Below are 20,234 nucleotides of genomic sequence, written 5' to 3' on the forward strand. Positions count from 1 at the left end.
CGTCTTGTGAGTGCCCACACAGATTGTCTGATAAATTGTTAAAGAGCAGTGAGTTACGCGCTTTCGCTTGCTAACTCGAGGTGGCGTATATTACGCTTTCCTCTTTCAGAGTCAACCTTAATTTCAGGTTTTTTCTCTGCGACCCCCGGAGACTCTGTGAAGTTGTTCACATGTTCCGTGTCGATGGAGGCGCATTATAGGGAGTTCCACGCAGGCCGCAACAGGTATTTTCAACAAAAATCACCGTTTGCTGCATTCCACAGCAAAACCCGTCCTTATACCCGGTTATGCACTAACTTATCCACAGAACGCATTTGGTCGGAAAATTTACGAGCGCCACGCAAACGTTTTCGCTACAATTCCCCGCGACGAAACAATCCCCGTTTTTATCGGGGCGCTACCTGAATCTGTTCCTGTCCTTCTCTATATAGGAAGAAATCCCCTCTATATAAGAAGCAACAAGGTGGAGATCCACGTAACGCTCTTTTATTGCGACTCAAAGCCAAGGGATAAAACCATGCAACAACCTCGTCCAATCCGCCGGGCCCTGCTCAGCGTGTCCGACAAAGCCGGAATCGTTGAATTCGCCGAAGCCCTCTCCCAGAGAGGCGTCGAATTACTCTCCACCGGTGGCACTGCCCGCCTGCTGGCCGATGCCGGTCTGCCTGTTACCGAAGTTTCCGACTACACCGGCTTCCCGGAGATGATGGACGGACGAGTCAAGACTCTGCACCCGAAAGTGCACGGTGGCATTCTGGGCCGTCGCGGCCAGGACGATGCCATCATGGAACAACATGCGATCCAAACGATCGATATGGTTGTGGTAAACCTGTATCCCTTCGCGCAAACCGTAGCTCGCCCAGATTGCTCGCTGGAAGATGCCGTAGAGAATATCGATATCGGTGGCCCAACCATGGTGCGCTCGGCCGCCAAGAACCATAAAGACGTGGCCATCGTGGTCAAAAGCAGTGACTACGCCGCAGTGATCACCGAGATGGATAACAACAACGGTTCACTGTTGTACCCAACCCGTTTCGACCTGGCTATCAAAGCGTTTGAGCATACCGCCGCCTATGACAGCATGATCGCCAACTACTTTGGTACCCTGGTGCCAGCCTATCACGGTGAGACCGAACAGCCTTCCGGCCGCTTCCCACGTACGCTGAACCTGAACTACATCAAGAAGCAGGACATGCGTTACGGTGAAAACAGCCACCAGCAAGCTGCCTTCTATATAGAAGAGAATGTGCAAGAGGCCTCCGTGGCCACCGCCGACCAGCTACAGGGTAAAGCACTTTCCTACAACAACATCGCCGATACCGATGCGGCGCTGGAATGTGTGAAAGAGTTTGCCGAGCCGGCCTGCGTGATCGTCAAGCATGCCAACCCTTGTGGCGTTGCAATTGGTGAAAACCTGTTTGCTGCCTATGAGCGCGCCTACCAAACCGACCCAACCTCAGCCTTTGGCGGCATTATTGCCTTCAACCGTGAACTGGATGCCAAAACGGCACAGGCGATCATCAGCCGTCAGTTTGTTGAAGTCATCATCGCGCCAAGCATCAGTGAAGAAGCCCGCACTCTGCTGGCAGCGAAACAGAACGTACGCGTACTGGCCTGTGGCCAATGGCAACAGCGCGTCGCCGGGCTGGACTTTAAGCGCGTCAACGGTGGTCTGTTAGTGCAGGATCGCGATCTGGGTATGGTGACCGAAGCCGATTTGCGCGTGGTATCCGAACGCCAGCCAACCGCTCAGGAGCTGCGTGATGCGCTGTTTTGCTGGAAAGTAGCCAAGTTCGTCAAATCCAACGCCATCGTTTATGCGCGCGACAACATGACCATTGGCATAGGTGCCGGGCAGATGAGCCGCGTTTACTCCGCCAAGATCGCCGGGATCAAAGCCGCTGACGAAGGGCTGGAAGTCAACGGTTCCGCCATGGCATCCGACGCCTTCTTCCCGTTCCGTGACGGCATTGATGCGGCTGCAGCGGTTGGTATTACCTGCGTGATCCAGCCGGGCGGTTCGATTCGTGATGATGAAGTGATTGCGGCGGCCAACGAGCACGGCATCGCGATGATCTTTACCGACATGCGCCACTTCCGCCATTAATCCCTTTTGCTGCGTGCGCTCAATGCGCACGCCGTTTATGGAGCACCTGATGAATATTTTAATTATTGGCAACGGCGGGCGTGAACATGCGCTGGCCTGGAAAGCGGCCCAATCGCCATTGGCAGATAAGGTTTACGTTGCACCGGGTAATGCGGGCACCGCATTGGAAAGCAATCTGACCAACGTCGATATCGCCCCAACTGATATCCCGGCGCTGGTTGCCTTTGCCAAGGACAACGCCATCGGTCTGACCATCGTAGGCCCGGAAGCGCCGCTGGTGATCGGTGTGGTAGATGCCTTCCAGGCTGCCGGGTTGAAAATCTTTGGCCCGTCACAGGCTGCAGCACAGCTTGAGGGCTCCAAAGCCTTTACCAAGGATTTCCTGGCTCGCCACGCTATCCCAAGCGCTGCATACCAGAACTTTACCGAAGTGGAGCCCGCCTTGGACTACGTACGCCGCCAAGGCGCGCCGATTGTTATCAAAGCAGACGGCCTGGCGGCAGGCAAAGGCGTGATCGTCGCGATGACGTTGCAGGAAGCCGAAGATGCCATTCAGGATATGCTGGCAGGCAATGCGTTTGGCGACGCTGGGCATCGCATCGTGATCGAGGAGTTCCTGACAGGCGAAGAAGCCAGCTTTATCGTCATGGTCGATGGCGAGAATGTGGTGCCAATGGCCACCAGCCAGGATCATAAACGTGTCGGTGACGGCGATACTGGCCCGAATACCGGCGGCATGGGCGCCTACTCGCCAGCGCCAGTGGTGACGGATGAAATCCACCAGCGCGTAATGGAGCAGGTGATCTGGCCAACCGTGCGCGGCATGGCGGCGGAAGGCAACACCTATGTCGGCTTCCTGTACGCTGGCCTGATGATTGCTGAGGATGGTCAACCCAAGGTGATCGAATTCAACTGCCGCTTTGGCGACCCAGAAACTCAGCCGATCATGCTGCGTCTGCGCTCCGACCTGGTTGAACTCTGCCTGGCAGGGGCCGAAGGCAAGCTGGATGAGAAGACTTCCGAGTGGGATGAACGCCCTGCTCTCGGCGTGGTGTTGGCGGCTGGCGGCTATCCTGCGGACTATCGCCAAGGGGATGTGATCCACGGTTTGCCTCAGCAAGAAGATGCCAATGGCAAAGTGTTCCATGCCGGAACGCGTATGCAAGGGAATGACGTCGTGACCAATGGCGGGCGTGTGCTATGCGTTACGGCTTTGGGCGCAACGGTGGCTCAGGCTCAGCAGTTAGCCTATCAGCTAGCGGAAGGTATTCAGTGGCAAGACAGTTTCTGCCGCAAGGATATTGGTTACCGTGCTATCGCACGCGAGCAGTAACAGCTAGTTGAGATAACAGCCAGGCTCTGTTCGCAGGGCCTTTTTTATGCGCTAAAGGGTATCTTTGGTGGGTTCCCAACTGCAGAAATCATTATTTGCCACCAATAACAGCTCACGACCTTCCGGCCCATCCAACCAGGCTACGTTCACTGGCTGACTGCTGTTGGCCGCACGCCGCATGATCCACTCTTCAGCCTGTTGGTCCAAACCTGGCTTCACGACTTCGCCGTTACACAGCTTCACCGCGCCTTGCTGCCAGTGCCCCTGTAACAGTCGAACTCGACCTGCATTAAGCGCATCGCTCAATTCCAGTATCCGCCGTGCCTGATATTGATAGAGCACGACTTCATCGTTGGAGAGTTTCTGGCGCTGAGTGGCCAGTTGGCGCTGCATAAAGCTGACAGTACCATTGGCGGTAAAACGCAGTTGAATGGAGTCGCGATCGCCATCGGCATCGGTGCGTTTGATTTGGTACAACACGCCATGTTGATATTCATACAGCGTTGTGACGGTACCCGGCCCGCGATAAGGGCTGTAGACGCTCAACAGCGCCACAGGCTGCTGCTGGCCGTCATCCATCCGCCACACACGCATTACCCCCTGGTCGGCCACAAAGCCGCTGGCGGTAAAGGTTGGCGGGGCAGAATGGAAACTACAAGCACTCAAGGCAGCAACAACCGTAACCGCCATGAGTGCCCGTTGAATAAACAAAAGGGGCGCCGACGCCCCCCTGTTTAAACCTTTCACTAACACGCGATTAAGACTTGACCGCGTCTTTCAGTGCTTTACCAGAAACGAACGCAGGCACGTTAGCTGCTGCGATTTTGATTTCTTTACCAGTCTGTGGGTTGCGGCCAGTGCGCTCGCTACGATGGTTTACCTTGAAAGTACCGAAACCAACCAATTGTACTGCATCACCTTCTTTCAGGGACTCAGTAATGGCAGCCAGGGTAGATTCCAGAGCCAGCTTAGCTTGAGCCTTGGAAAGGTCAGCCTTCTCTGCGATTACATCAATCAGTTGAGTCTTGTTCATAAGTTATCCTTACAGTGTGTTTATCGTTTGCAAAGCATCGAGTGCGACGGATATGCCGATGGACAGCACTCTCCTGCATACACGCACCGATAGCCACTTTTTTTTCGCCCCCCAAATGTAGACCAGACAGGGTGCGGATGTGAAGCCTTAAGGCACGACAAATCAGACGTTAAATCACGTTTTCTTGCCTTATTGCGTTAAATTTATCCCAATGTTACTCACCGCGGCCTCTCGCAGGTCAGATCGTAACCCTTTGATCAGATCCAGATCACGCTCTTCGCAGGCGGCCAACAGGCGGAAAATCTCCCATTGAATGTCCCATTCTTCCTCAACGGCAGGCAGAATTTTCAACTCTTCGTCGGTCATTTCTTTGCCAGCCTGGGTCATTTCCAACATCGCCACGGTGCGAATTGAGGTTTCGCTGATGGCAATGGCGTGCTCCAACGTCTCTCCGCTGAGGCGCGAATGGATCAATTCCCCTAATGCAATGCAGGCATCAATCGCTGGGTAAACGCCGTAAAGATCGTAATCTTCTGCCGACGGGATCGCCTCTTCCAACTTTTCCAGTTGGCTGTCAAAGTTGACCTTGGCGTCTTTCACCACCAGCGTTTCCCAGACCAAGTCCAGGATACGGCGATAAACAGCCGGGTCGCCAAACTCCGTCTGCAGGCAGAACATCTGGTAATTCGGGTACATACGCTCGCACAGGCAGGCCATAAAGGTCAAATGCTGCCAGCTTTCCAGCTTTTCCAAGCGTAAATGAATCGGGTTACGTAGCATTGTCTACTCTCTTACTCATTATCTGCCGCGCAGTGTACCCGAAATCGCTCATTACGACACCTCTGGATGCTGCTGTAACCAGCGTACAAAGGCCGGGCGGCGTGAGGCAATGGCATCGGCCCACCGCGTGGGCTCCGGCAAACGGTAACCTGCCATGCAGCGTTGTACCCAGGCCAAGGCGCTGTTGGTGCTCACGCGATGGCCCGTGGCGATAAATAACGGATTACAGCGCTCTTTGCTGCGCCATACCCATCCCAACTGTTCGCCCTTGTCCTCCAGCGCGGCCAGCGAGCCAACGGTAGCGTCCAGCGGGGAAAATTTACCACATAAACGCTTCTTGGCCACGCCAATGGTCGGCACGTTGACCAACAGGCCAAAGTGGCTGGCAACCCCCAGGCGTCTTGGATGGGAAATACCGTGGCCATCGACAAAGATCAGGTCGGGTTTCTGTTGCAGTTGCTCCCAGGCGGCGATCAGCGCAGGGTACTCGCGAAACGAGAGAAATCCGGGGATATAAGGCATGGTGGTGCTGATACGAGCGATTTGATACTCCACCAGCTCGAGTGAAGGATAGCGCAGGATAGCAATGGCGGCGCGTGTTACCGCACCCTCTTGTTCAAAACCGACGTCCGCACCGGCGATAAACGCCGGTGGGTCTTGCAGAAAATCATCGTGACGAATGACTTCCCCGGCGCGCCTTAGCTGTTCGGCGCGCAGAGCCTGAGTATCGATCACAGCGTCTCCTTGCGGTTTAGCGGTGGTATTTGGCCGACAGCGCATGCACCGCTTCAACGAAGGCCCCGGCGTGTTCCGGTGGTACATCTTGATGAATACCGTGGCCAAGGTTGAAGACATGACCTTCGCCCTGGCCAAAACCGGCCAGAATGGTTTCCACTTCCTGGGCGATGCGTTCCGGTGCGGCATACAGCATGGAAGGATCCATATTCCCCTGTAGCGCGACTTTATCGCCCACACGGCGGCGCGCGTCGGCAATATCGGTGGTCCAATCCAGGCCCAGCGCATCGCACCCCGTGGCCGCCATCGCTTCCAGCCACTGGCCGCCGCCTTTGGTGAACAGCGTCACCGGCACCCGGCGTCCGTCATTTTCACGCAGCAGGCCATCGACAATTTTATGCATATAGTGCAGTGAGAATTCGCGATAATCACGCCCCGTCAGCACGCCGCCCCAGGTGTCGAACACCATTACGGACTGCGCCCCGGCCTTGATCTGGGCATTGAGATACAGGATCACGCTGTCCGCCAGTTTATCCAGCAGCAAATGCAGCGTCTGCGGCTCGGCATACATCATTTTCTTCAGCTTGGTGAATGCCTTGCTGCTGCCGCCTTCAACCATATAGGTCGCCAACGTCCATGGGCTGCCGGAGAAACCGATCAGCGGCACTTCACCCTTCAATTCACGACGGATGGTGCGCACCGCGTTCATGACATAGCCCAGTTCATCTTCCGGATCGAATGCAGGCAGCTTCTCTACATCGGCACGGCAGGTGATTGGCGAAGAAAAACGCGGGCCTTCCCCGGTTTCGAAATAGAGCCCAAGCCCCATGGCATCGGGAATGGTGAGAATGTCGGAGAACAGGATGGCGGCGTCTAGCGCATAACGACGCAGGGGCTGTAATGTCACCTCGCAGGCCAGTTCGGCATTTTTGCACAGCGACATGAAATCCCCGGCCTGAGCACGGGTGGCTTTGTACTCTGGCAAATAACGACCGGCCTGGCGCATCATCCATACAGGGGTGAGATCCACCGGCTGGCGCAGTAGCGCACGCAGGTAGCGATCGTTCTTCAACTCATTCATTTCTTGGGCTCCCTTGATTATCTGCCGCCATTGTACATTATTCTGCCCGACACAGCGCCACGGTGTCCTCGATCAGGCGGCGCGCCACGGTACCAGGCGGTGGCAGCAGCGGCAGTTGGTCATAGCGATACCAGCCCGCATTGAGCAACTCTTTCGGATCGTGGCGCAGTTCTCCGCCCTGATACTCGGCCATAAACGCCATCATCAGCGAATGAGGGAACGGCCAGGGTTGCGAGGTAACGTAGCGCAGGTTGGTAATGGCGATATTGCTCTCTTCCATCACCTCGCGCGCCACGGCCTGCTCCAGAGTTTCCCCCACCTCCACAAACCCCGCCAGCACGGTATGGATGCCGCCACGGTGGCGCACATGCTGTGCCAACAGGATCTCGTCATTGCGGCGGATGGCGACAATCACGCAAGGGGCAATCTGCGGGTAATAACGTTCGCGACAGTTATCACAAAGGCAGGCGCTTTCGGTACGGCTAAGGTGCATCTCATGACCGCAGTAGCCACAGAACCGGTGCGAGCGATAAAAGTCGGCCAGCTGTACGCCGCGCCCGGCCAGTTGGAACAGGCCACGATCGAGACTGAGCAGTTGCCGCACCGATCCCATCTCTTTCGGCATCGGTTGGCGCACCAGCCAGACCGGTGCCCCCTCCCATTCGCCAATTTGCCGAGCCAGCCGGCCTTGCAATGAAAATAGCGCGGCGGAACCAAACGGCAATTCACCGTTTGGTAACCAAATTTTGCTTTCATGGCTGACGATCCACCAGCCATTTTCGTTACCCGTTAATGCAAGTTCCATATGTTGTTGCACAACCTCTGCTTCACTGGCAATCTAGGAATGCTCTTTGTTACATTTTATTAACTTACCACTTTTTCTTTCTCTTACACACGGAGTCAATCATGCTAAACCGATTGGAAAGCCTGACTCAGCGCGTTGGTGGCAGTAATGAATTAGTCGATCACTGGTTGCAGGCACGCAAGCAACTGCTGGTTACCTACTGCAGTTTAGTCGGCATTAAACCCAACAAAGAAAAGCATACGCCGCTCAATGAAAAAGCGCTGGAGAACTTTTGCCAGAATCTGGTGGATTATCTTTCTGCCGGGCATTTTCACATTTATGACAAAATTATCAAACAAGTGGAAGGCTCCGCCAGCCCCAAGATGGCACTAGCCACCAAGTTCTACCCAAAATTACAGGCCAATACCGAAGCCGTGATGGCGTTCCACGACCGCTACGCCGAAGTCGTTATCGATCAGGACGTGTGTGAAGAACTCAATCAGGCGCTGTCAGATATTGGCGAAGCCTTGGCATCACGTTTCGCCTTGGAAGATCAGTTGATCCAGCTGGCGGCAGAAACCTGGCAGCAGGGCCAACCGGGCACCACGAATACTGAATCTATGTCTCATCCAGCCTAATTATCCCCCAATAGATTTCAAGTGGTAGCCAGGCGGTCAACAACGCTACAGCTTGAAAGATGACGGGGAGGGCTTGTGGTTTTTGTTGACCCTCTTATACTGAGGGCTCTTGTCGGAGTGCCTAGCGCTGATTTTTCATCAAATTAGCCAGGCTGAGACCGTTAATTCGGGATCCGCGGAACCTGATCGGGTTAATACCCGCGAAGGGAACAAGAGTAATCTATCGCCATAGGCAAGATGCTCCCACCAGGGGCTGTGCCTGCCTTACCGGCTACCATCATTACTCCCTCCGAGCTCCAGACAAGCAATTTTCCACACATCACTCCACTGATAGGAATTTGCTATGTCTACCGTGAACCAACCTCGTGCCCGTAAACAACAGCGTGACCAGGCGCAAGATTTTATCGAATCTCTGCAAGGCGTTACCTTCCCCAACTCACAGCGGATCTATCTCGCTGGCTCGCGCAGCGATATCCAGGTACCGATGCGTGAGATCCAGCTCAGCCCGACGCTGATCGGCGGCAACAAAGACCAGCCCCAATATGAACAGAACGAACCTATTCCGGTGTATGACACCGCAGGGCCATATGGCGATCCGCAGGCGGTGCTCGACGTACATCGTGGCTTGGCAAAAGTACGAGCGAGCTGGATCGCCGAACGTGCCGATACCGAAGCGTTAAGCGGCGTCAGTTCCGGCTTCACACAACAGCGATTGGCCGACGTTGGGTTAGACCATCTGCGCTTTGAGCACCTGCCGCTGCCCCGCAAAGCCCTGCCGGGTAAATGTGTTACGCAGTTGCATTACGCTCGCGCCGGTATTGTCACCCCAGAGATGGAATTTATCGCCATTCGCGAAAATATGGGCCGTGAGCGCATTCGTGGTGAAGTGCTGCGCCACCAGCATCCCGGCCAGAGCTGGGGCGCAAATCTACCCGAGAACATCACGCCGGAATTTGTGCGTCAGGAAGTGGCCGCTGGCCGCGCCATCATCCCCGCCAACATCAACCACCCGGAATCCGAGCCGATGATTATTGGCCGTAATTTCCTGGTGAAGGTAAACGCCAATATCGGCAACTCGGCGGTCACCTCTTCGATTGAAGAGGAAGTCGAGAAGTTGGTGTGGTCAACCCGCTGGGGCGCTGACACCGTGATGGATCTCTCCACGGGCCGTTATATCCATGAAACCCGCGAATGGATCCTGCGTAACAGCCCGGTGCCGATTGGTACAGTGCCGATCTATCAGGCGCTGGAAAAAGTGAACGGCGTGGCGGAGAACCTGACCTGGGAAATGTTCCGCGATACCCTGCTGGAACAGGCTGAGCAAGGCGTAGATTACTTCACCATTCACGCCGGGGTGTTGCTGCGCTATGTGCCGATGACCGCCAAACGCCTGACCGGCATTGTCTCCCGTGGCGGCTCGATCATGGCGAAGTGGTGCCTGTCGCATCATCAGGAGAACTTCCTCTATCAGCACTTCCGCGAGATCTGCGAAATTTGCGCCGCTTACGATGTCTCGCTGTCACTCGGCGACGGCCTGCGCCCGGGCTCGATCCAGGATGCCAATGACGAAGCGCAATTCGCTGAGCTGCATACGCTGGGTGAACTGACCAAGGTTGCCTGGGAATATGACGTGCAGGTGATGATCGAAGGCCCTGGCCACGTGCCGATGCAGATGATCCGCCGCAACATGACCGAGGAGCTGGAACATTGCCATGAAGCGCCGTTCTACACGCTGGGGCCATTGACCACCGATATCGCTCCGGGTTACGACCATTTCACCTCAGGGATCGGCGCGGCGATGATCGGCTGGTTCGGCTGCGCGATGCTTTGCTACGTGACGCCGAAAGAGCATCTGGGGCTACCTAACAAAGAAGACGTGAAGCAGGGGCTGATCACCTACAAGATCGCCGCTCACGCCGCTGACTTGGCGAAAGGCCATCCGGGCGCACAGATCCGCGATAACGCCATGTCCAAGGCGCGCTTTGAATTCCGTTGGGAAGATCAGTTCAACCTGGCGCTGGATCCACAAACCGCCCGCGCCTATCACGACGAAACGCTGCCGCAAGAATCCGGCAAGATCGCCCACTTCTGCTCCATGTGTGGGCCGAAGTTCTGCTCGATGAAGATTTCCCAGGAAGTGCGTGACTATGCCGCCGCACAAGAGGCCGCCAAACCGATCGAAGTGCAACTGACCGGGATGGAGAAAATGTCGGCTGAATTCCGCTCACGCGGCAGCGAGTTGTACCACAGTGCGGCCAATTTGCAGGAGGAGATAAATAATGACTAACCTCACCTCTCCCTTCCCTACAACACCGCACAAGCTGGGTTTATACCCGGTCGTCGACAGCGTTGAATGGATCGCCCGCCTGTTGGAGGCAGGCGTTACCACTATCCAACTACGCATCAAAGATCTGCCAGACGAGCAAGTGGAGGCCGATATTGCCGCCGCTATTGCCCTTGGCAAACGCTATCAGGCCCGGCTGTTTATCAATGATTATTGGCGGCTGGCGATCAAACATGGGGCCTATGGCGTACACCTGGGCCAGGAGGATTTAGACACCACCGATCTGGCGGCCATCCATCGGGCAGGACTGCGCTTGGGCGTTTCCACCCATGACGATGCCGAGCTGGCCCGGGCGATCGCCGTCAAACCTTCCTATATCGCACTGGGGCATATCTTCCCAACGCAAACCAAGGAGATGCCCTCTGAGCCGCAAGGCTTGGCCGAGTTGCAACGCCACGTCGCCGGATTACAGCAGTATCCAACAGTAGCCATTGGCGGGATCAGCATCGAGCGCGTCCCCGCCGTGCTGGCCTGCGGCGTTGGCAGCGTGGCCGTGGTCAGCGCCATCACCCAGGCATCAGACTGGCGCGCCGCTACGGCAACGCTGCTGCAACTGATTGAAGGCAAGGAGTCATGCGATGCTCAATGACCAAGAGTTCTTGCGCTACAGCCGGCAACTGCTGCTGGAAGACGTCGGCTCCGAGGGGCAGGAAAAGCTGACACAAGCCACGGTGCTGATCGTCGGATTAGGAGGATTAGGCTCTCCGGCAGCGCTGTATCTGGCTGCCGCTGGCGTTGGTACCTTGCTGTTGGCCGATGATGACCAGCTACACCTCACCAATCTGCAACGGCAAATTCTGTACCGCACCGGTGATATCGGCACCAACAAGGCTCAGTTGGCAAAGCAGCATCTGCAAGCGCTGAACCCTCTGGTGGAGTCGATCACGCTGGAGCAACGCCTGCAAGGGGCAACGCTGAGCGATGCGGTCGCCCGTGCCGATCTGGTGCTCGATTGCAGCGACAACATGGCCACCCGTCATGCGGTGAATGCCGCCTGCATCCAAGCCAGCGTGCCGTTGATCAGCGGCAGCGCGGTGGGGTTCAGCGGCCAGTTGCTGGTTATCGAACCGCCCTATGCCCATGGCTGTTATGCCTGCCTCTACCCGGAGCAAACCGAACCGCAGCGCAACTGCCGCACGGCGGGCGTACTAGGCCCGGTCGTCGGCGTGATCGGCACGCTGCAGGCGCTGGAAGCGATAAAAATGCTGGCTGGAATACCCTCCTCCCTTAGCGGCAAGCTGCGCCTGTTCGACGGCAAGCAGCAAAGCTGGAGCACCCTGCAACTGAGTAAGGCCAGCACCTGCCTCCACTGCGGAGAGCCAGCATGAAGATTACGCTCAACGATCAACCGCTGGAGCTGGAGCAGCCGTTAAGCATCGGCGCGTTGCTCGAACGGCTGGAACGCCACCAGCCAGGCTGCGCCTTGGCGATCAATCAGGTCATCATTCCACGCAACGACTGGGCCACCCGTCAGGTGCAGGACGGTGATGATATCTTGCTGTTTCAAGCGATTGCCGGAGGCTGACATGCTGCAAATCGCCGATACCACCTTTACCTCACGCCTGTTTACCGGCACGGGGAAATTCGCCACGCCCGAGTTAATGCTGGCTGCGCTACAAGCTTCCGGCTCACAACTGGTCACTATGGCGATGAAACGCGTCGACCTGCGCGGCGGGAATGACGCCATTCTGGCACCGCTGCAACGATTGGGCGTGAAATTACTGCCCAACACCTCCGGGGCAAAAACGGCAGATGAGGCGGTGTTTGCCGCCCGGTTGGCGCGCGAAGCGCTAGGGACTCACTGGGTCAAACTGGAAATACACCCAGAGGTGAAATACCTGCTGCCAGATCCGATCGAAACGCTCAAGGCGGCGGAAACCCTGGTCAAACAGGGCTTTGTGGTACTGCCTTACTGCGGTGCCGATCCGGTGCTGTGTAAGCGGCTGGAGGAAGCGGGTTGTGCCGCCGTGATGCCACTCGGCGCGCCAATCGGTTCTAACCGTGGCTTACTGACCCGTGACTTCCTTGAGATCATCATTGAACAAGCCAAAGTGCCGGTAGTGATTGATGCCGGGATCGGTGCCCCAAGCCACGCGTTAGAGGCGATGGAACTGGGAGCCGATGCGGTACTGGTCAATACCGCCATCGCCGTGGCGCGAGATCCGGTGCAAATGGCCCAGGCTTTCCGCCTGGCGCTAGAGGCCGGAGAGCTAGCACGCAACTCCGGGCTAGGCAGCCGCCAGTCGATCGCCGCCGCATCCAGTCCTCTGACGGCGTTTCTCAATCATTCAGAGGAGACACGCTGATGGCCAGTGATTTTAGCGAGCGCCTGCTAGAGTGGGATTGGGATGACCTGACGCTGCGCATTAACAGCAAAACGGCGCGTGACGTTGAGCAGGCACTCAATAGCCCCAAGCTGACACGGGAGGATTTTATGGCACTGATCTCCCCTGCCGCCGCTCCCTATCTGGAGCCCCTGGCGCAACGAGCACAGCAGCTCACCCGCCAGCGTTTCGGTAACGTGGTGAGCTTTTATGTGCCGTTATATCTTTCTAACCTGTGTGCCAACGATTGTACCTACTGCGGTTTTTCGATGAGTAACCACCTCAAGCGCAAAACGCTGGATGCGGCAGAGATCGAACGGGAGTGCGCAGCCATCAAGGCATTAGGATTTGAGCACCTGCTGCTGGTGACCGGTGAACATCAGCGCAAAGTCGGCATGGATTACTTCCGCCAGCATCTACCCGCCATTCGCCGTCATTTCAGTTCGCTGATGATGGAGGTGCAGCCTCTGGCGCAGCAAGACTACGCCGAGCTGAAAGCCCTTGGGCTGGACGGCGTGTTGGTCTATCAGGAAACCTATCACCCCGCGACCTATCAGCAGCATCACCTACGTGGCCAGAAACAGGATTTTCATTGGCGGCTGAGTACGCCGGATCGTCTGGGGCGCGCCGGGATCGACAAGATCGGGCTAGGGGCGCTGATTGGGCTTTCCAGCAGTTGGCGCACGGACTGCTATCTGTTGGCAGAGCATCTGTTTTACCTGCAACAGACTTACTGGCAGAGCCGTTACTCCATCTCGTTCCCTCGCCTGCGGCCCTGCGCCGGTGGTATTGAGCCGGCCTCGATCATGAGTGAACCGCAACTGGTACAGTTGATCTGTGCTTTCCGGTTATTCGCTCCTGACGTTGAGCTTTCATTATCTACGCGGGAGTCGGCCTTCTTCCGCGACAATATGATCCCGGTAGCAATCAACAGCGTCAGTGCCGGTTCCAAAACCCAGCCGGGTGGCTATGCCGACGATGTGCCGCCAGAGCTGGAACAGTTCGAACCGCACGACAGCCGAACGCCGCAGCAGGTGGCACAGGCGATCGGTGCCGCTGGGCTACAGCCGGTGTGGAAAGATTGGGATGATTATCTGGGACGCGCTACGCAACTGCCTGTAACGGTTACACCATCGAGCCAATAGCTCTGGAAACACTGCGCAAAGCCGCCAAGGCGAACTGGCAGGGAAAAATGGCCTCGTTATAGTGGCGGTGTTGGCAAGCGTTCCTAAGCCAACCAAGGCTATCTCCCCCCTCTTGATAGCCTTGCTTACCAAACGCCGGAGCGTGCGGGGACTGGCCGCACGCTTCCGGTTCCTCTGTGTTATTCGGCCGTCTGGGGTTTCATACGCATCCCCACAATGGCGGAAAGCAGGCACCCCAGCGCCAGATAGGCGGCAACCAGATGCCAAGAGCCGTCCATCAACTCCACCAGCAACACGGCAATAAACGGCGTGAATCCACCGCCGACCACGCTAGCGACCTGATAGCCCACTCCGGCTCCGCTATAACGGTATGCAGTGCCGAACAGCTCGGTAAACATCGGCTGCTGCACGCTGACCAGCATGTCGTGCGCCATATTTCCCAGCATGATGGCAAAGAAGATAATCATCACCGTGTTACGGCTCTCGAGCGCCATGAAAAACGGTACCGTGCTGGCAACACCAATCAATGCCCCCGTCACGTAGATCCGCCGTCTGCCAAAGCTATCAGCCAAATAAGCGAAGCATGGGATCGAGATACAGCTCACTGCGCCCACCAACAAGCCGATGTTCAGGAACAGATCCCGTGACAGACCAAGATGGGTGGTTGAGTAGTTCATGGCAAAGGCCGTGACGATATACATCGTCAGCAGTTCGCCAAAGCGTAGGGCAATGATCAACAAAAAGGCTTTGGGATTCTGGCGCAGTGCCTCAAATATTGGGAACTTGCGGATTTTCTCGGCCCGTTCGTGCAGCGTTTTATTGGCTTCAAACTCCTGCGACTCGTCCATGCCGTTACGGATCCACCAGGCAATGGCAACTAGCACCAGGCTGAACAGGAACGGCAAACGCCAGCCCCAGTTGATAAAGTCCGCATTGCTGGTGAAGTGGCTGACCAGGGAAACCGAGCCTGTAGCCAACAGCAGCCCGACGCCAAAGCCAATTTGTACGCCGCTGCTGTAAAAGGCTTTTCTCTTCTTCGGCGCGCTTTCTACCGCCAGCAAGGCAGCGCCGCCCCATTCGCCCCCCACGGCAAATCCTTGCACCGCTCGTAGCAGCACCAGCATGACCGGGGCCCACCAGCCAACTGAATCGAACGAGGGCAGCAAGCCGATCAACGCCGTAGAGATCCCCATCATCCAGACGGTGATCATCAGCATGCGCTTACGGCCAAGTTTATCGCCAAAGTGCCCGAACACCATGCCACCTAGCGGGCGGAACAGAAAACCGACGCCAAAGGTGCCAAAGGCGGCCAGCGTGCCCATCGTTGGGCTGACCTGCGGGAAGAATTCGGTGTTAAAAACTAAAGCGGCAACTATTCCGTACAGCAGGAAGTCGTACCAATCGACTACGGCGCCAACAAAGCTTCCCCAGGCGGCACGCCGCGCCCGGCTTTGAGAGTACTGGATTGGTGAGGTTATTTCGCTGTTGGCAGCGCTGCTGCCACTGACTGAAGTTGAGGTGTCCATGCCTGTTCCGTTATTTTAACTTTACAGCACTGTACAACAAAAAGCCCCGGCTAGGATAGCCAGGGCTTTAGTCATTCACTGCAAAACGTACAGTCAGGGATCAGGTGACTTATTCGTCACTGCCACCCAGGTTGCCAGCGTTGAGCAATTCGGCCAGGTTGGCTGTCGCTTCTTCCGCGCTAACCAGCGGAACAACCGGAGTTTCACCCAGAGCCTTACGGCGCATACGATCCTGGTGATAAGCGTAACCGGTACCGGCTGGGATCAGACGGCCCACGATCACGTTCTCTTTCAGGCCGCGCAGTTCATCACGCTTACCGGCAACAGCCGCTTCGGTGAGAACGCGCGTCGTTTCCTGGAACGATGCAGCAGAGATGAAGGACTCGGTCGCCAAGGAAGCCTTGGTGATACCCAGCAGATCGCGTGAGAAGGTTGCTTCGATCTTGCCTTCAGCAGCAAGTTTACGGTTAGCAATCTTAACGCGTGATACTTCAGCCTGTTCGCCTTCCAGGAACTCGGTGCTACCAGCGCTAACGATGGTCCCTTTACGCAGCATCTGACGAACGATAACTTCGATGTGTTTATCGTTAATCTTAACGCCTTGCAGACGGTAAACTTCCTGCACTTCGTTGGTGATGTAGCGAGTAACCGCATGCACACCACGCAGACGCAGAATGTCATGTGGAGATTCTGGGCCGTCAGAAACAACGTCACCACGTTCCACAATTTCACCTTCGAACACGTTGAGCTGACGCCATTTAGGGATCATCTCTTCGTAAGCGTCGCTGCCGTCCAGTGGAGAGATTACCAGGCGACGTTTGCCTTTGGTCTCTTTACCGAACGAGATAATCCCGCTGATTTCAGCCAGGATTGCCGGCTCTTTCGGACGACGTGCTTCGAACAGATCCGCAACGCGTGGCAGACCACCGGTAATATCCTTGGTACCGCCGGATTCCTGAGGAATACGCGCCAGGGTATCACCCGCACCGATCTGAATGCCGTCTTCCAGCTGCACAATCGCTTTACCCGGCAGGAAGTATTGAGCAGGCATATCAGTACCTGGGATCAATACGTCGTCGCCTTTGGCATCAACGATTTTCAGTGCCGGACGCAGGTCTTTACCGCTACCGGTACGTTCTGCGCTGTCCAGTACCACCAGAGAGGACAAACCGGTCAGTTCGTCGGTCTGGCGGGTAATGGTCTGGCCGTCAACCATATCGGCGAAGCGAATGAAACCGCTCACCTCGGTCACAACCGGCATGGTGTGTGGATCCCAGTTAGCAACGGTTTCGCCGCCGTTAACTTCTGCACCATCACCTTTGCCCATTACGGCACCGTAAGGCACTTTGTAGCTTTCTTTGGTACGGCCGAATTCGTCGATCAGCTTCAGTTCGGTATTACGCGAGGTAATTACCAGCTTGCCTGAGGCGTTCATAACGAACTTCACGTTGCTCAGCTTCAGGTTACCTTTGTTCTTCACCTGGATGCTGGATTCTGCTGCCGCACGAGATGCCGCACCACCGATGTGGAACGTACGCATCGTCAGCTGTGTACCCGGCTCACCGATGGACTGGGCCGCGATAACGCCGATGGCTTCACCTTTGTTGATGATGTGACCACGTGCCAGGTCGCGACCATAGCAGTTGGCGCACACACCAAAGTCGGTTTCACAGCTAACTACGGAACGGACTTTCACGCTGTCGACAGAGTTCTCTTCCAACAGGTCACAGGTCTTCTCGTTCAGCAGGGTGTTGCGTGGCACCAGGATGTCAGCCGTACCCGGCTTGATGACATCTTCAGCGGTCACACGACCCAGAACGCGTTCACGCAGTGGCTCTTTAACGTCACCACCTTCGATAACCGGAGTCATCATGATGCCGTTGTGAGTACCACAGTCGTCTTCGGTCACTACCAGGTCCTGCGCCACGTCAACCAGACGACGGGTCAGATAACCGGAGTTTGCCGTTTTCAGTGCGGTATCCGCCAAGCCTTTACGAGCACCGTGCGTGGAGATGAAGTACTGGAGTACGTTCAGACCTTCACGGAAGTTCGCAGTGATTGGCGTTTCGATGATGGAGCCATCTGGCTTGGCCATCAGGCCACGCATCCCCGCCAACTGACGGATCTGAGCGGCAGAACCACGAGCACCGGAGTCGGCCATCATAAAGATGCTGTTGAAGGAAACTTGTTGTTCCACCACGCCGTCACGGTTAACCACGTCTTCAACCGACAGGTTTTCCATCATCGCTTTAGCAACACGTTCGTTCGCCGCAGCCCAGATATCGATCACTTTGTTGTAGCGTTCGCCCGCGGTAACCAGACCAGATTGGAACTGCTCCTGGATCTCGGCAACTTCGGTTTCCGCTTCTTCGATGATCTCTGCTTTCTTGGCTGGGATAACCATGTCATCGATACCTACAGACGCGCCTGAACGGGCAGCGTAAGCAAAACCGGTGTACATGATCTGGTCAGCGAAGATTACGGTCGGCTTCAGGCCCAGGATGCGGTAACAGGTGTTCAGCATCTTGGAGATCGCTTTCTTGCCCAAAGGTTGGTTAACGATCGAGTAAGGCAGACCTTGCGGTACGATCATCCACAGGATGGCGCGACCGATGGTGGTATCGATAATCGAAGTCTGGTGAATAGATTCACCTTCGGTATTCTTGATCTCTTCTGTAATACGCACTTTTACGCGTGCATGCAGAGAGGCCAGACCGGCGCGGTAAACGCGTTCAGCTTCTTTAGGACCCGTCAGAACCATGCCTTCGCCTTTGGCGTTAACACAGTCACGAGTCATATAGTACAGACCCAATACAACGTCCTGAGAAGGAACGATGATTGGCTCGCCGTTCGCTGGTGACAGGATGTTGTTGGTAGACATCATCAACGCACGCGCTTCCAGCTGGGCTTCCAGCGTCAACGGTACGTGAACAGCCATCTGGTCACCATCGAAGTCGGCGTTGTATGCCGCACAAACCAGCGGGTGCAGCTGGATCGCTTTACCTTCGATCAGAACCGGTTCAAACGCCTGGATACCCAAACGGTGCAGGGTTGGTGCACGGTTCAGCAGTACCGGGTGTTCGCGGATCACTTCGTCCAGGATATCCCAAACGACAGCTTCTTCGCGCTCAACCATTTTCTTGGCGGCTTTGATCGTTGTGGCCAGGCCACGCAGTTCCAGCTTGCCGTAGATGAACGGTTTGAACAGCTCCAGTGCCATTTTCTTCGGCAGACCGCACTGATGCAGACGCAGGTATGGACCTACGGTGATTACAGAACGACCAGAGTAGTCAACACGTTTACCCAACAGGTTCTGACGGAAACGACCCTGCTTACCTTTGATCATATCGGCCAAAGATTTCAGAGGACGCTTGTTGGAACCGGTGATCGCACGGCCGCGACGGCCGTTATCCAGCAGGGCATCTACCGCTTCTTGCAGCATACGCTTTTCGTTGCGCACGATGATGTCCGGCGCAGCCAGATCCAGCAGGCGTTTCAGACGGTTGTTACGGTTGATCACGCGGCGGTACAGATCGTTAAGATCTGAAGTCGCGAAACGGCCACCATCCAGTGGAACCAATGGACGCAGATCTGGCGGCAGTACCGGCAGCACGGTCAGGATCATCCACTCTGGCTTGTTACCAGATTGCACGAACGCTTCCAGCAGCTTGATACGCTTGGTCAGCTTCTTACGCTTGGTTTCGGAGTTGGTTTCGTTCAGCTCTTCACGCAGCTGCTCACACTCGGCTTCCAGATCCATGTTTTTCAACAGGGCCTGAATAGCTTCCGCACCCATCTTGGCGTCGAATTCGTCACCAAACTCTTCCAGCGCATCCAGATACTGCTCTTCAGTCAGGATCTGACGACGCTCGAGGTTGGTCATACCGCCTTCGACTACCACGTAGGATTCGAAGTACAGTACACGTTCGATGTCACGCAGCGGCATATCCAGCAGCAAACCGATGCGCGAAGGCAGCGATTTCAGGAACCAGATGTGCGCAGTCGGAGAAGCCAGTTCGATGTGGCCCATACGCTCACGGCGTACTTTGGTCTGGGTCACTTCAACGCCGCACTTCTCACAGATCACGCCGCGGTGTTTCAAGCGCTTGTACTTACCGCACAGGCACTCGTAATCTTTTACCGGCCCAAAGATACGGGCGCAGAAAAGGCCGTCACGCTCAGGTTTGAACGTACGGTAGTTAATGGTTTCCGGCTTTTTAACTTCACCGAACGACCATGAACGGATCATGTCTGGCGATGCCAGAGCAATCTTGATCGCATCAAACTCTTCGGTCTTAGTTTGCGCTTTCAGAAACTTTAATAAGTCTTTCACGGATTGGCTCCTGTCGGAGTTAAACCTGTTGGGCGCACGCTGACAAATCGTGCGCCCGTGTGACCTGAACA

The 20,234-nt window shown here is 56.0% G+C and carries 17 protein-coding genes and 1 riboswitch; of the genes, 9 read left to right on the top strand and 8 right to left on the bottom strand.

Features of this window, described 5'->3' with window-relative positions; all coding sequences use genetic code 11:
• The first annotated feature begins 517 nt into the window (after positions 1–517).
• Positions 518–2,107 (top strand): bifunctional phosphoribosylaminoimidazolecarboxamide formyltransferase/IMP cyclohydrolase, encoded by a 1,590-nt coding sequence (purH, locus tag JHD74_RS21695; RefSeq protein WP_199063488.1) that lies wholly within the window; start codon positions 518–520, stop codon positions 2,105–2,107.
• 49 nt (positions 2,108–2,156) lie between these two features.
• Positions 2,157–3,440 carry a phosphoribosylamine--glycine ligase gene (purD, locus tag JHD74_RS21700; RefSeq protein WP_024531032.1) on the top strand — a complete coding sequence of 428 codons (1,284 nt, stop codon included), beginning with the start codon at positions 2,157–2,159 and terminating at the stop codon, positions 3,438–3,440.
• A gap of 51 nt (positions 3,441–3,491) precedes the next feature.
• Here the strand turns inward: purD and JHD74_RS21705 are convergent, their stop codons facing one another.
• The 6 genes from JHD74_RS21705 to nudC form a co-directional block, all read right to left on the bottom strand.
• Positions 3,492–4,130 carry a DUF1481 domain-containing protein gene (locus tag JHD74_RS21705; RefSeq protein ID WP_029711974.1) on the bottom strand — a complete coding sequence of 213 codons (639 nt, stop codon included), beginning with the start codon at positions 4,128–4,130 and terminating at the stop codon, positions 3,492–3,494.
• A gap of 67 nt (positions 4,131–4,197) precedes the next feature.
• A complete protein-coding gene (hupA, locus tag JHD74_RS21710) occupies positions 4,198–4,473 on the bottom strand; it encodes a nucleoid-associated protein HU-alpha (protein ID WP_021182173.1) in 276 nt (91 codons plus the stop codon).
• A gap of 189 nt (positions 4,474–4,662) precedes the next feature.
• Positions 4,663–5,253: a YjaG family protein gene (locus JHD74_RS21715; RefSeq protein ID WP_021808056.1), complete on the bottom strand. Its 591-nt coding sequence runs from the start codon at positions 5,251–5,253 to the stop codon at positions 4,663–4,665.
• A gap of 51 nt (positions 5,254–5,304) precedes the next feature.
• Positions 5,305–5,988 (bottom strand): deoxyribonuclease V, encoded by a 684-nt coding sequence (gene nfi, locus JHD74_RS21720; RefSeq protein ID WP_024531030.1) that lies wholly within the window; start codon positions 5,986–5,988, stop codon positions 5,305–5,307.
• A gap of 16 nt (positions 5,989–6,004) precedes the next feature.
• On the bottom strand, positions 6,005–7,069 hold the full coding sequence (gene hemE / locus JHD74_RS21725) for a uroporphyrinogen decarboxylase (RefSeq protein WP_021808058.1): 1,065 nt from the start codon (positions 7,067–7,069) through the stop codon (positions 6,005–6,007).
• Positions 7,070–7,106: 37 nt separating this feature from the next.
• Positions 7,107–7,874: an NAD(+) diphosphatase gene (nudC, locus tag JHD74_RS21730; protein WP_199063489.1), complete on the bottom strand. Its 768-nt coding sequence runs from the start codon at positions 7,872–7,874 to the stop codon at positions 7,107–7,109.
• Between the two features lie 101 nt (positions 7,875–7,975).
• On the opposite strand from nudC, the gene JHD74_RS21735 reads away from it, so the two are divergent.
• From JHD74_RS21735 to thiH, 7 genes are all read left to right on the top strand, one after another.
• Complete coding sequence (locus tag JHD74_RS21735; protein WP_065685442.1) at positions 7,976–8,491, top strand: Rsd/AlgQ family anti-sigma factor; 516 nt, start codon at positions 7,976–7,978, stop codon at positions 8,489–8,491.
• A gap of 103 nt (positions 8,492–8,594) precedes the next feature.
• A riboswitch (TPP riboswitch) is annotated at positions 8,595–8,717 on the top strand.
• A 117-nt stretch (positions 8,718–8,834) separates the two neighbouring features.
• On the top strand, positions 8,835–10,778 hold the full coding sequence (thiC, locus tag JHD74_RS21740) for a phosphomethylpyrimidine synthase ThiC (protein WP_233169627.1): 1,944 nt from the start codon (positions 8,835–8,837) through the stop codon (positions 10,776–10,778).
• Positions 10,771–11,424: a thiamine phosphate synthase gene (gene thiE, locus JHD74_RS21745; protein WP_199063490.1), complete on the top strand. Its 654-nt coding sequence runs from the start codon at positions 10,771–10,773 to the stop codon at positions 11,422–11,424. Before thiC ends, thiE begins: the two co-directional genes overlap by 8 nt.
• Entirely contained in the window at positions 11,414–12,163 is a 750-nt protein-coding gene (locus tag JHD74_RS21750) for a HesA/MoeB/ThiF family protein (RefSeq protein ID WP_199063491.1), read from the top strand. Before thiE ends, JHD74_RS21750 begins: the two co-directional genes overlap by 11 nt.
• Complete coding sequence (gene thiS / locus JHD74_RS21755; RefSeq protein WP_024531023.1) at positions 12,160–12,360, top strand: sulfur carrier protein ThiS; 201 nt, start codon at positions 12,160–12,162, stop codon at positions 12,358–12,360. Before JHD74_RS21750 ends, thiS begins: the two co-directional genes overlap by 4 nt.
• A 1-nt stretch (position 12,361) precedes the next feature.
• On the top strand, positions 12,362–13,141 hold the full coding sequence (locus JHD74_RS21760) for a thiazole synthase (protein WP_199063492.1): 780 nt from the start codon (positions 12,362–12,364) through the stop codon (positions 13,139–13,141).
• Complete coding sequence (gene thiH, locus JHD74_RS21765) at positions 13,141–14,304, top strand: 2-iminoacetate synthase ThiH (RefSeq protein WP_199063493.1); 1,164 nt, start codon at positions 13,141–13,143, stop codon at positions 14,302–14,304. Before JHD74_RS21760 ends, thiH begins: the two co-directional genes overlap by 1 nt.
• A gap of 179 nt (positions 14,305–14,483) precedes the next feature.
• Here the strand turns inward: thiH and shiA are convergent, their stop codons facing one another.
• Together shiA and rpoC are read right to left on the bottom strand one after the other, a co-directional pair.
• Entirely contained in the window at positions 14,484–15,830 is a 1,347-nt protein-coding gene (gene shiA / locus JHD74_RS21770; RefSeq protein WP_199063494.1) for a shikimate transporter, read from the bottom strand.
• A 109-nt stretch (positions 15,831–15,939) separates the two neighbouring features.
• Entirely contained in the window at positions 15,940–20,163 is a 4,224-nt protein-coding gene (rpoC, locus tag JHD74_RS21775; RefSeq protein WP_024531019.1) for a DNA-directed RNA polymerase subunit beta', read from the bottom strand.
• Between the last annotated feature and the right edge of the window lie 71 nt (positions 20,164–20,234).

Origin of the sequence: Serratia sp. ASV30, from assembly GCF_016428815.1 — a bacterium.
Taxonomy (GTDB): domain Bacteria; phylum Pseudomonadota; class Gammaproteobacteria; order Enterobacterales; family Enterobacteriaceae; genus Chania; species Chania fonticola_C.